Raw genomic sequence first — 12,943 nt, 5'->3', positions numbered from 1 at the left:
GCAAAAATAGGATATTTAAAACCCTAACACAAATATATTTATCATAATTTTGTGCGTTTAATTTTATATAGATTGTCAGAAAACTGTTTTCACTGTGGGCAAACCATAGATAAAGAGCGCGTTAACTTCGATGAAAAATCCTTTTGCTGCAACGGATGCAAATCGGTGTATGAAATTCTAAACATGAACGATTTGGGGAATTTCTATGAAATGAACAAGAGTTCGGGTATAAGACCCAATGATGACAACACTTCTCAGTTTGATTATTTAGACACTCCCGAAGTTTTCACCAAAGTGACCGACTTTTCAGAAGCGAATACGACTTTGGTTACTTTTAAAATTCCTGTAATCCACTGTTCATCGTGTATTTGGTTACTAGAAAGCCTGCAGACTTTAAATAAAAATATTAATTATTCTCAGGTCAACTTCACCAGAAAAAATGTTCAGATTTCTTTTAATCATCACGAATTAAAGTTAAGCGAGCTCGCTAAGTTCTTGACGAATCTAGGTTACAAACCGGTTATTAATCTTGAAACCGCTGATAAAAAAGAAGAAAAATATGATAAAACGTTAATTGTAAAACTAGCGATTGCCGGATTTGCGTTTGGTAATGGAATGTTTTTATCTTATCCAGAATATGCCGAACAGGTTATGGGCACGACCGATTATTGGATGGACACTTACAAAAACTTGTTCCGATTTATGATGTTTCTGCTCGCGACACCTGTTGTTTTTTATTCGGCTTCCGACTATTTTAAATCAGCTTGGTTTGGTTTAAAAAATAAAATTGTGAACATTGATGTTCCGATTGTTTTGGGAGTAATCATGCTTTACGGCCGCAGTATCTATGAAGTGCTAACCGATTACGGCCCAGGATATTTCGATACTTTATGTGGACTTTTATTCTTCATGCTTTTAGGAAAGCTTTTCCAAAAACGAACTTATAGTGCTTTATCTTACGATCGCGATTACAAATCTTTCTATCCGATTGCGGTTACGAAAGTTGATTTCGAAGGAAAGCAACAAAATATATTACTGAATGAACTGAATATTGGTGACCGAATTATGGTTCGTAATCAGGAAATTATTCCGGTTGATGCGATTTTAATTCAAGGTGAAGGAAATATTGATAACAGTTTCATCACTGGTGAAAGTGCTTCTATTCCTAAAAAGCCTGGCGATAAAATCTTTGCTGGCGGAAAACAAGTAGGTTCCGTGCTGGAACTAGAAGTCATTAAAAATGTAAATCAAAGTTATCTGACACAACTTTGGAATAAAGAAGCCTTTAAAAAATTCGAAACTGGTTTAGATACGATGACGAATGATATCAGTAAATACTTTACTTTTATCATTCTAGGCATTACACTGATCTCCGGGATTTATTGGGGTCAACATGATTTTGAAAAAATGTTCCAAGTGGTTGCAGCGATCTTGATTGTCGCCTGTCCATGTGCGTTGGCGCTTTCTGCACCCTTTACTTTGGGACACATTATGCGCATTTTGGGTCGAAATAAATTCTATGTAAAAGATACTTTGACCATAGAAAAATTAGCGAAAATTGACACGCTTGTTTTCGATAAGACTGGAACAATTACCCACAATAAAAAAGCAAATGTGATTTTTGACGGCGAAGAAATTTCAGAATTTGACTTAAAGAATTTGAAGAGTTTACTGAAGAACTCCAACCATCCTTTATCAAAAAGCCTGTATCACTTTTTAGAAGTTAAAGAAGAATATTTCCCTATTGAAAAATTTGTAGAAACGCCCGGAAAAGGATATATCGGCAATGTAAGAGGAAAAAATTACAAGATTGGTTCGGCTACGTTTATTGGTCAGTCTTCCAAAAATTTAGAAACTGCGGTTTATATTTCTAGAGACGATATTTTCTTAGGAAAGTTTATTTTCACTAATGAGTATCGGGAAAATATGTCGGAAATGTTTTCAGAGCTACGTGATTATCAGCTCAACATCTTAAGTGGTGACAACTCTTCGGAGGAAGTTTCATTGAAAGCGTTGGTGCCTAATGTGGAGAAAATGAAATTCAATCAAAGTCCTGAAGACAAACTGAATTTCATCAAAGAACTTCAAGATACCCAGAAAAAAGTAGCCATGCTTGGTGATGGATTAAATGACGCGGGCGCTTTGAAACAAAGTAATGTCGGAATTGCGGTGGCAGATGACACCCATTCCTTCACTCCTTCCTCTGATGTAATCATGGCGGGAGACCGAATGAATGAACTGAAAAAATATTTTGATCTGTCAAAAGATGCTATTAAAATTGTGAAGTTCACCTTCGCTATTAGTTTCTTTTACAACATAATCGGACTTTCGTTCGCAGTTACAGGGCACTTATCGCCCTTAGTTGCGGCTATTTTAATGCCGATAAGCTCGATAAGTGTAGTCATTTTTACGTCGATTGCGACGTGGGTTCGATCGGCTAAATATTTTAAGATCAATCAGTAAAGTGACTGCTAACACTTATTTAGAAATATTTTAAATTAACGATATTTAACGATTCCTGACGAATATCATAATTTTTGAGTATTTTTGAAGCGGTTAAAAACTAAATTTGCAAACGGGATGGATATTTTATATTTAATGATTATTTGCAGCGTTTCATTAGCTGTAATTTTTTTGGTCATTTTTATAATAAGTGCAAGAAATGGGCAGTTTGAAGATGATGAGTCGCCAGCCGTAAGAATATTGTTGGATTCAGAAATTATAAAAGAAGATTCACCGCTTCCCAAAGAAGCAGAATCAGCAGAGAAATTAAATAAAAGAACAGAAGAAAAAAGCGATTAGTAAATATGGAAACACAAAAGTTTAGTTATGATAATAACATTGTGCGGGCATTCCTTTATGCAACCATCGTCTTCGGGATGGTTGGATTTTTAGTAGGACTTACTGCTGCATTAATGCTTTTCTACCCAGAACTTCCGGAATTCTTTTTCGGGACAGATGATGAAACAATTAAAAGTTTGCAAAGTGGAAACCTTCAAGGCCTGATCAATAGTCACGGTGCGCTTGGTTTTGGTCGTATTAGAATGTTGCATACCAGTGCAGTAATTTTCGCGTTCGTATGTAATGGTTTCTTTGCGGGAGCTTATTACTCGTTGCAGCGACTATTAAAAACCAGAATGTACAGCGACACGCTTTCTTGGATTCACTTCTGGGGATGGCAGTTAATGATCGTATCTGTTGTTATCACGTTCTTAATGGGTATCAACACTTCAAAAGAATACGCAGAACACGAATGGCCGATTGATATTTTGATCACTGTAATCTGGGTTATTTTCGGAATCAATATGTTTGTAACGATTCTGAAAAGAAGAGTTCGTCACCTTTACGTGGCAATTTGGTTCTACCTGGGCACATGGGTTGCAATTGCAATGCTTCATATTTTCAATAACTTAGAAGTTCCTTTATCATTCACTGGATGGAAATCTTACTCAGCTTATGCCGGAGTTAAAGATGCTTTAGTTCAATGGTGGTATGGTCACAATGCGGTAGCATTTGTATTGACGACACCAGTTCTTGGATTGATGTATTACTTCTTGCCAAAAGCGGCAGAAAGACCAGTCTTTTCTTATAAATTATCTATTATTCACTTCTGGTCATTGATCTTCGTTTATATCTGGGCGGGACCTCACCACTTGCAATACACTGCAATTCCAGGTTGGGCTCAAGCTTTAGCAACAGGATTCTCGATTATGTTGATTGCACCTTCTTGGGGTGGAATGTTGAATGGATTGCTAACACTTCGTGGAGCATGGGATAAAGTTCGGGAAAACCCGGTTCTTAAATTCTTCGTAGTAGCGATTACGTGTTATGGTATGGCCACTTTCGAAGGTCCAATCTTAGCAACAAAAACTTTAAATAAAATTGGTCACTACACTGACTGGGTAATTGGTCACGTTCACATTGGAGCATTAGGTTGGAATGGTTTCATCACTTTTGGGATGATCTATTACTTACTTCCAATTATGTGGAGAACCAAATTATGGTCTGTAAAATTAGCCAATTGGCATTTCTGGTTAGGAACTTTAGGAATTATTTTCTACGCTGTTCCTTTATACATCGCTGGATTTACCCAAGGTTTAATGTGGAAACAATTTAATCCAGACGGAACATTATTATACAAAAACTGGTTAGATACGGTAACTGCAATTATTCCTTATTACGAAATGAGATTCGTGGGTGGATTGCTTTATATTGCCGGAGCCACATTAATGTGTATTAACGTTATTGCAACGGTTAGAAGCGGATCATTCCAAAAGAATGTACCTGCAGAAGCTCCAGCTTTAGCGAAAATTTCAAACCAAAGAAAAGAAGGAGAAGGACTTCACCTTTGGATCGAGCGTATGCCGACCATACTTACTGTCTTATCTTTTGTAGCAGTAGCTATTGGAGGTTTTGTCGAAATTGTACCGACCTTAATGATTAAGGAAAATGTACCCACGATTGCGGCGGTAAAACCATATTCACCTTTGGAATTAGAAGGTAGAGATTTATATATCAGAGAAGCGTGTAACTCTTGTCACTCTCAGATGATTCGACCTTTCCGTGATGAAGTAGTACGATTCAACGGTAAAAACGGACAATATTCTAAGGCAGGTGAGTTTATTTATGACAGACCTTTCCTTTGGGGATCGAAAAGAACAGGACCAGATTTACACAGACAAGGTGGTAAAAACCCAAGTTCTTGGCATTACAAACACATGTTGAACCCAAGAGTAACTTCTGCCGGATCAATCATGCCTCGTTATCCTTGGTTGATTGCAAGAGATTTAGATAGAAGCCAAACGGTTGATAAAATCAAGCTGATGAAAAACGTTTTCGATGTGCCTTATACCAAAGCACAAGTGGATTCAGTTGATGCTTGGGCAGATAATCAAGCAGCAGGAATTGTGAAAGATATTTTTGCAGAAGCAGCTGACGTTAAGAAAGCTTATGAAGACAAGAAAATAGCTGACGGTGCCAACTTCGTTCCACTTGAGAAAAAAGAGATTATCGCTTTGATTGCTTATTTGCAACGACTTGGAACCGATATCAAAACAACTGAAATTCAAACTGCTAGTACTAAATAATTCATTTAAAAAAAGATGATACCTCAAAGTGTAAAAGATATTTTAGCAAATGGTGAAAATGTTGGTTTTTATTCAACACTATCCATGATCTTATTTTTAATTTTCTTTTTGGGGATTGTGTTTTATGTTTTCTCTAGACCGAAAAAGCATTACGACGAAGCAGCCAATGCACCTTTAGATGATGATATTGAAGATCAAAATCTTTAATTTTAAAAAATTAAACTATTATGAAACAAAGAAGTCCCGTATATGTTAGCATTGCTTCCATCCTTACGATTTTGTTGGTTGTGTATTACATGTTTGTACAAGAAGCAACATTCCTATCTTCGCCCTACTTTTGGGGGACTGTAGTAATCAGTGTTGTTCTTGCGATGATTCATCACGCGATTGGTGATTTAATCGAAAACGACCAGTTCAAAAAATTGACTGATGCTGAGAAGAATGTATATTTAGAAGGTAAAAAAACTCCGTATTTAAAAGGACTTTACGAAAGTGCTTTTAAAAAGCAAACTGCGACCGAAGAAAAAGATATTCTTATCGATCATGGTTTCGACGGAATTATGGAGCTAGATAATCAGTTGCCAAAATGGTGGTTGGGACTCTTCTGGTTCGGGATTGCCTATTGTGTAGTCTATATGGTTTCTTACTTTACAACTGATTTTGCCCATCAATATATTGAATATGATGAGGAATATAAAGCGCAAACAGCGAGTATTGCAGAATACGTAAAGAATACGCCTCCTCCAACTATTGAAGATGCAGAATATTCTTCAGATAATATTGCAGCTGGTGAAGAAGTATTCAAAACCAACTGTGTATCTTGTCACAATGCTGGCGGTGCTGGTGGAATTGGTCCAAACTTAACCGATAACACTTGGATTAACCAAACTGAAAAAACACTATTCAAAAATGTTTTCCATATCGTAGAAAATGGAGTTGAAGGAAGTGCAATGCAAGCCTTCGGTAAAAATGGAGTTTTAACAGGATTTGATATTCAGCAGGTAGCGGCTTATGTTTACCATATCAACCAAGAACAGCCTCCGATTACGAAAGACCAAGGTGGTGCAGATCCGCAAGGAACGCCTGCAACCTGGGAAAAATAAGAACTAAAAAACAATCTACTATGAAAACACAATTCGTTATCTTTATACCAAGAAGATAACGAATTGTGTTTTTTTTAATTTGATCATACATGTCAGAAGATAAAATATTCAAAGGAGGGCAAGGACAGGTAATCGAAGCGGAGACTTTCCGGGATTCCGTAGGAACCATGGAACAGTCCGGCAAAAGAAGATGGATATTCCCAAAGAAACCATCTGGCAAATTTACCAACTATCGTGTTTTAGTAAGCATCATTTTGCTTGCTTTATTCTTCGCCATACCTTTCATTAAAATTAATGGTAATCCCTTTTTATTAATCAATATTGTGGACCGCCAATTTTTTATTCTTGGCCGACCATTTTTTCCTCAAGACTTTTTCATTTTAGCTTTAGGAGCGATAACTTCCATCGTATTTATTATTCTTTTTACGGTCGTTTTCGGGCGGATATTTTGTGGCTGGATTTGTCCGCAAACCATCTTTCTCGAAATGATTTTCAGAAAAGTAGATTACCTGATTGAAGGAGACCGTAACAAACAAATGAAACTGGACCGACAGGAATGGAACGCCGAAAAAATCTGGAAACGTTCCGTCAAATATTTTCTGTTTCTCATTATTTCTTTAGTCATTACGCATTGGATGTATATGTACATCGTGGGTTATCAAGAAGTCTTTAACATCATGCAGCAAGGACCATTTGAGAATTTCTCAAGTTTCATGGTGATGATTATTTTTACCGCAGCCTTTTATTTTACTTTTGCCTGGTTCAGAGAACAGGTTTGTACCTTGGTTTGTCCTTATGGAAGACTACAAGGAGTCTTGATCGATAAACAAACCATCAATGTTTATTACGATTACAAAAGAGGCGAAAATCGCTCCAAATGGAGAAAAGGAGAAGACCGAGCCGCTGAACAAAAAGGAGATTGTATTGATTGTAACCAATGCGTAGTTGTTTGTCCAACCGGGATTGACATTAGAGATGGTCAACAGTTAGAATGTGTTAACTGTACTGCTTGTATCGATGCTTGTGACGAAGTGATGGTAAAAGTTGGTCTACCGAAAGGTCTTATTCGATATGCAACGGAAGATGAAATTGAGAAAGAAATACCTTTCAAATTCACCAACAGAATGAAAGCGTACAGCGCTGTTTTAATTCTAATGATCGGATTCCTAGGATTCTTGCTAAGCAACCGAGGTGAAATGGAAGCTAAATTTATCAAGCCTGCAGGTTCAACATACTTTGTGAGAGATGGTAATATTACCAACATTTATAATTACACTTTCCTTAACAAATCGACGAAAGATCAATTAGTAACCATCAAAGTAATCGAGCCGGAAAAAGGAAAAATCACGTTAAGTGGTGAAGAAAAGATCGTTCTGAAAAAAGATCAAATGACAAAAGGAACCGTAAATTTAAGTTTCCCTGAAGAACAAATAAAAAGTTCTAAGCAGAAGGTCAAAATCGGGGTTTACGATCCCTCAGGAAAATTACTGGATTCTTTCGACACAAGTTTTGAAGGACCATTTAAAATTCAATTTTAATTAATATTATGTTCAAAAAATTCAACTGGGGTCACGGCGTTGCACTAGCCTTAGGATTATTTATCGCATTTATTCTGTTTATGGTTTTTGGGTTTACCTACGGCCAACAAAATTCCGAATTGGTATCTGATGATTATTATGGCGATGAATTAGTTTATCAAGAGGTGATCGATGCTAAAAATAATGCCGACGCGCTTGCTGCTATCCCAAAATATCAGGAACTGAAGGAAGGAATGAAAATCACCTTTCCAGGCACCATTATTCCTGAAGACAAACATGTAAAATTCGAACTTTTCAGAACCGATGATGCCAATCTCGATGTAAAAAAAGAGGTTGACGTAGATGCTAATAATGAGATTCTGATTCCAAAACAAGTAATCTCCAAAGGTTCGTACACGCTTAAAATTAAATGGTCCCAAAATAAAAAACCGTATCAAGTTGATTACGACGTTTTATGGAAATAGCCCTCATTATTTCTGCGCTAGGATTAGGTTTCGCTTCTGGGTTTCATTGCATCGGAATGTGCGGACCTATTGCTTTATCACTGGGACTTACAAAAAAGCAAGCGACTAATTTCTATCTCCAAAACCTAACCTACCAATTTGGAAGAATTGTAACCTACTCTATTTTAGGCGGCCTTTTGGGAATTATCGGTCAGGGATTTGAAATGGCTGGATTTCAGCAATACTTAACGATTGGTGTTGGAATTCTCTTAATCGTAATGGCCGTTTTTTCTTTTGGTGGAAAAGATTTCGCTTCTAAAATTCCATTTTTAACTTCATCGTTATTAAAGGTGAAGTTAAACTTATCAAAGCTTCTTCAGAAAGCCGATTACCGGTCCAGATTTGCCACGGGGCTTCTCAACGGACTTCTTCCCTGCGGAATGGTTTATATGGCCTTAACTGCAAGCTTAGCTGCAAGCGGGATTTGGCAAAGTTCTCTGTTTATGGCAATTTTCGGCTTAGGAACTTTACCTTTTATGTTTGCTGTTGTTTTGTTAGGAAATTTAATGACGACCGCATTTCGGATTAAGATTTTAAAATTCATTCCCATAATGATGATCATTCTCGGTTCTCTTTTTATTCTTCGTGGCATGGAATTAGGAATTCCTTACGTTTCTCCTAAAAGTGAAGCCATGAAAGTTATTCATAATAATTCTACCGATCATCAAGAAGGCAATCACGAAAGTTGTCATTAAATTATTTTTCTAAATTTTAGGCTCAATTCTTTGGTATCTATTTTGAATATCAACGACTTCCACCACTAAAATTTAAAAATGATTAAAAAAATTGGACTTTGGGTTTCAGGACTTGCACTCATAGCCTTACAATCCTGTTCTGTCAATACGGAAACAACCTACTATAAAGATTCAGCAACCAGTATGGAATCAAACATTTTGATCGATAAAGGAATGCTATCGATGATCAGTATGATGAACAACGGAAGCAGCAAACTACCCGTGCAAGATCTGTCGAAACTTACCACCGAATGGAAAAGTTTATACGATATTCAAAAAGATGGCTTAATTACCCTTAACAAAGATTCTACGAAAGTTTTACAAAAGATGTTTATGAAAGTAAACAAAGATAAAGGGGAGATTTACGGTCTTTCTTTGAAATACGATAAACTTCTACCCAATGAAATCACTTCTCTTCTTTCACAAAGTAAGCAATTGAAAAACCTCCCTTTGCAAAATGTTGGAAAATGGGATGGGAAGACTTTAACCATTGACACCAATCAATTTACTTCTGCTTCATTTCTGAATAATATTGAAGATAATTCGGAAAAGAAAGTGATTAAAAATCCCGCCACCAAGAGCGATTCGCTTGAAGTCTACGGTAAGAAAATGGCCGAGGGAGTTGTTGGGATGATGAAAATGTTTCCCGTCAATTTTTCGAGCACTATTAAATTTCAGAAACCTATTAAATCAATTGTCGGCAAACACGATCATGTAAAACAAATCGATAAGAAAACCATCCAAATCAATTTACGAAGCAATGATTTATTGGATGAAAAGACCGCTCTGAAAAATAAAGATCAAAAAATAATCATCACCACAGAATAAAATAAAAAACCACCGAGAGCTCGGTGGTTTTTGCTATTACAAAACTTGTTCTTAATTAATTAAGTTAAATTTCGCATATTCTGCGACAATTTTCGGAAGTTTAATTCCGTCCTCGTTTTGATTATTCTCTAACAAAGCTGCCATAATTCTGGGTAAAGCCATGGCAGAACCATTTAGCGTATGAACCAATTGCGTTTTACCGTCAACTTTATATCTGCATTTCAAACGGTTTGCTTGAAAAGTTTCGAAATTGGAAACCGAAGAAACTTCTAACCACTTCTCCTGAGCTGCGCTCCAAACTTCAAAATCATACGTCATGGCTGCTGCAAAACCTGTATCACCACCACACAATCTAAGAATACGGAAAGGCAATTCTAAATCAACCAAAATTGACTTTACATGCTCAACCATCCCTTCTAAAGCTGCGTAGGAATTTTCTGGTTTTTCAATTCTAACAATTTCTACTTTCTCAAACTGATGAAGTCGATTTAACCCGCGAACGTGCGCACCATAACTTCCGGCTTCTCTTCGGTAACATTGTGAAAAAGCCGTATTTCTAACCGGTAAATCCTTTTCATCTAAAATAACATCACGATATAAATTCGTTACGGGAACTTCAGAAGTTGGTATCAGATACAATTTATCTTCATTAATGAAATACATTTGTCCTTCCTTATCCGGTAATTGTCCGGTTCCATAGCCAGAAGCTTCATTCACCACATGTGGCGGATTCACTTCTAGATAACCAGCTTCAACATTTTTATCTAAAAAATATTGAACCAAAGCTCTTTGAAGTCGTGCGCCTTTGCCTAAATAAACGGGAAAGCCAGCACCAGCGATCTTCACGCCCAATTCAAAATCAATGATATTATATTTCTTTGCCAACTCCCAATGTGGAATTGCACCTTCGCCCAAACCTTCCACATCGTGAGATTGATAAATGATTTCATTATCATCTGCACCAATTCCGGCCACCACTTTTTCGTAAGGAATATTCGGAATTAAATAAAGAATTTCTAAAAGACGCGCTTCTGCACTTTTTAGCTTCTGTTGAAGATTTTGAGCATTATCTTTGAATTCGGCTGTTTTCGACTTGGCAGTTTCAGCTTCATCTTTTTGACCTTCTTTCATCAAAACACCAATTTGCTTGGAAATTGTATTCATTTCCGCCAAGTTCTGATCGAGTTCGAACTGCAATTTTTTTCTTTCATCATCTACAGAAACCGCCTCGTCGACTAATTCTGTCTGTTTGAAATTTCTTTTATTTAAACCTTTTAAAACGCGGTCTTTATTGTCGCGCAAAAACTGAACTTGTAACATATCCTAATTGATGTATATTTCTTAATATTTCTTCGTAACCGTCGAAGAATGAAGTGCAAATTTAGTGATTATTTCACGATTTTCACGGTGTTCGGTTGACCCTCCACTTTTGTAAATTGAAGCTCATCATTATACCAAATTTTAGAAACTTGAAAAAGAGTTGGCGTCGAGAGATACTGAATTTTGATAAGGTCTTTCGCAATTCCTCTTGTAGAGTCGTTGATTTGCTTAGTTAACCGCAATTCAATTTTCGATTCGTAGGTTTTAGAATTTTCCGTGGAATCAATCCCTATTCTTGTCGCACCCGCAAGATATTCGATATAGTTCACTGTATCTTCATCTTTCTTTAATGTAAATGAAACTGGAGCCGTGTCTCGCAAGCCGTAGACATCGTTCATCGAAGAAGCCACGTACGAGCCTGGGATTTTTGAATTCAACATGTCTTGACCCAACGAGTCGATATATAAGTTGATGATCTGATCTATTTTTTGCACAGATTCTTCATCGTCTCTGCAAGAGAGAAAAGCAAAAAACGCAACCATCACTAAAAAAAACACATTTTTCATTGGTGCAAATATAATTTATTTTAAATCTTTCCAATAAAGATAAAACGAAAACAGCAGCAAAATTCCGCCAATCAGCATGCTTAAGGATAAGCTGATCGCCATTCCTTCAATCCCAAATCTAGTCACAGAAATGAATGAGAAACAGAGGAGCATTATTAATGTCAAGATGGAAATGACAGTATTCATCTTCATCATTCCGACGGCAGACAGCAAATTGCCAAATAAGTTTCGTAACAACATATTAATAGAAAAACCCGCTAATAAAATGGTAAAGACCCACGTGTTATCCGCGTATCTTTCACTGAAGAATAATGATAAGATTTCTGTTTTAAATACAAATCCTAAAAGGAAAATTCCGGCGGAAACTGGAATAAAAATCTTGTAATAATTAGTAATGTAAGAAGTCAGGAAATTTTTGTTCTGATAGTTTTTTGCCAAACTGGGAAAATCACTTTGCATAAAAGTCAGTGCCAAAAAAGTAATATTTGCCGGAATTAAGATGGCCACTTTATAATTGGCAACTGCGGTTTCATTCATTAAAAAACTCAATAACAAAACATCAGCTGAGAATAGTGTATCAGATAATAGAGCAGTTCCGGCAGCGTGAAGACCGTAATTCCAAATTTCTTTCTTTTTAAAATTAAAACTGTCAATGGCGGAACTATACTGCTCCTTTTTAAACCAAAAGAATGCTGTGAACGGCGTTACCGCGATCGCGACTAAATAACCTTTTAACCCAAAAAAATATGACAAAATCAACAGTAGTAAAACACCGAAGATATTGACGGTATTCGTAATCCTCGCAAATCCCTGATTGTTTCCAAAAATTCTGAACTCCGATTGAATATGATTTAAGAAATAAAAACCAATTAACCGAATCGTAAATAACAAGAAAATATAAAAAATGTCTTCATATTTATTGACATACACTAAACTGATCAACAAAAATAGAAAACTGAGCACAAGCTGATAAATAAATCCTTGCTTCATAAGATACTTAGAAAGCGCTTTCTTATCTGTGATATCGTCGCTAATAGACCCAAAACGAAGTAAACTCTGCTGACTACCAAAACCGCTAAACGGTAGAAAAATGGCAAAAACTGAAGCAACAATGGAAATAGTTCCAAACTCACTTTCTGGTAAAATCCTGATAATGAAAAGCGATCCTAAAAATGCACAAATTTTAGCAATCAAAAGCGAAAGAAAAACGTGTTGTCCTTTATTTTTAACAAAATCCTTGATAAAACCCTTTAAGCTGTTCACC

General features: G+C 36.4%; 12 protein-coding genes. 9 read left to right on the top strand and 3 right to left on the bottom strand.

Annotation, left to right across the window (positions count from 1 at the left end; translation table 11 throughout):
* Window positions 1-72: 72 nt before the first annotated feature.
* The 9 genes from BMX49_RS02725 (at window position 73) to BMX49_RS02685 (ending at window position 9,793) form a co-directional block, all read left to right on the top strand.
* Window positions 73-2,463: a heavy metal translocating P-type ATPase gene (locus BMX49_RS02725; RefSeq protein ID WP_034718459.1), complete on the top strand. Its 2,391-nt coding sequence runs from the start codon at window positions 73-75 to the stop codon at window positions 2,461-2,463.
* 117 nt (window positions 2,464-2,580) lie between these two features.
* Window positions 2,581-2,802, top strand: coding sequence for a cbb3-type cytochrome oxidase assembly protein CcoS (gene ccoS / locus BMX49_RS02720; RefSeq protein WP_034718457.1), 222 nt, complete (start codon window positions 2,581-2,583; stop codon window positions 2,800-2,802).
* A gap of 5 nt (window positions 2,803-2,807) precedes the next feature.
* Window positions 2,808-5,087, top strand: a complete 2,280-nt coding sequence (gene ccoN, locus BMX49_RS02715; RefSeq protein WP_034718455.1) for a cytochrome-c oxidase, cbb3-type subunit I — start codon at window positions 2,808-2,810, stop codon at window positions 5,085-5,087.
* Between the two features lie 15 nt (window positions 5,088-5,102).
* Window positions 5,103-5,294 (top strand): cbb3-type cytochrome oxidase subunit 3, encoded by a 192-nt coding sequence (locus BMX49_RS02710; RefSeq protein WP_034718454.1) that lies wholly within the window; start codon window positions 5,103-5,105, stop codon window positions 5,292-5,294.
* Window positions 5,295-5,314: 20 nt separating this feature from the next.
* Window positions 5,315-6,190 (top strand): cbb3-type cytochrome c oxidase N-terminal domain-containing protein, encoded by an 876-nt coding sequence (locus tag BMX49_RS02705; protein ID WP_034718452.1) that lies wholly within the window; start codon window positions 5,315-5,317, stop codon window positions 6,188-6,190.
* Window positions 6,191-6,279: 89 nt separating this feature from the next.
* Entirely contained in the window at window positions 6,280-7,728 is a 1,449-nt protein-coding gene (ccoG, locus tag BMX49_RS02700) for a cytochrome c oxidase accessory protein CcoG (RefSeq protein WP_034718450.1), read from the top strand.
* Window positions 7,729-7,736: 8 nt separating this feature from the next.
* Window positions 7,737-8,192, top strand: a complete 456-nt coding sequence (locus BMX49_RS02695; protein WP_034718448.1) for a FixH family protein — start codon at window positions 7,737-7,739, stop codon at window positions 8,190-8,192.
* Window positions 8,183-8,926 carry a sulfite exporter TauE/SafE family protein gene (locus BMX49_RS02690; RefSeq protein ID WP_034718446.1) on the top strand — a complete coding sequence of 248 codons (744 nt, stop codon included), beginning with the start codon at window positions 8,183-8,185 and terminating at the stop codon, window positions 8,924-8,926. The genes BMX49_RS02695 and BMX49_RS02690 overlap by 10 nt, the downstream gene beginning before the upstream one ends.
* Before the next feature lie 78 nt (window positions 8,927-9,004).
* The gene (locus tag BMX49_RS02685; RefSeq protein ID WP_034718444.1) at window positions 9,005-9,793 is read left to right on the top strand and encodes a hypothetical protein; all 789 of its coding nucleotides are present in this window, start codon (window positions 9,005-9,007) and stop codon (window positions 9,791-9,793) included.
* Window positions 9,794-9,844: 51 nt separating this feature from the next.
* Here the strand turns inward: BMX49_RS02685 and serS are convergent, their stop codons facing one another.
* From serS to BMX49_RS02670, 3 genes are all read right to left on the bottom strand, one after another.
* Entirely contained in the window at window positions 9,845-11,113 is a 1,269-nt protein-coding gene (gene serS / locus BMX49_RS02680) for a serine--tRNA ligase (protein WP_034718442.1), read from the bottom strand.
* Between the two features lie 68 nt (window positions 11,114-11,181).
* Window positions 11,182-11,679 carry a hypothetical protein gene (locus tag BMX49_RS02675; RefSeq protein ID WP_034718440.1) on the bottom strand — a complete coding sequence of 166 codons (498 nt, stop codon included), beginning with the start codon at window positions 11,677-11,679 and terminating at the stop codon, window positions 11,182-11,184.
* Window positions 11,680-11,694: 15 nt separating this feature from the next.
* The gene (locus tag BMX49_RS02670; protein WP_034718439.1) at window positions 11,695-12,942 is read right to left on the bottom strand and encodes an oligosaccharide flippase family protein; all 1,248 of its coding nucleotides are present in this window, start codon (window positions 12,940-12,942) and stop codon (window positions 11,695-11,697) included.
* Window position 12,943 lies beyond the last annotated feature (1 nt).

It is taken from the genome of Kaistella antarctica (genome assembly GCF_900109615.1).
Taxonomy (GTDB): Bacteria; Bacteroidota; Bacteroidia; order Flavobacteriales; family Weeksellaceae; genus Kaistella; species Kaistella antarctica.
Note: the sequence above shows the minus strand (reverse complement) of the source record. Positions and strands in the feature narration are given on the sequence as shown.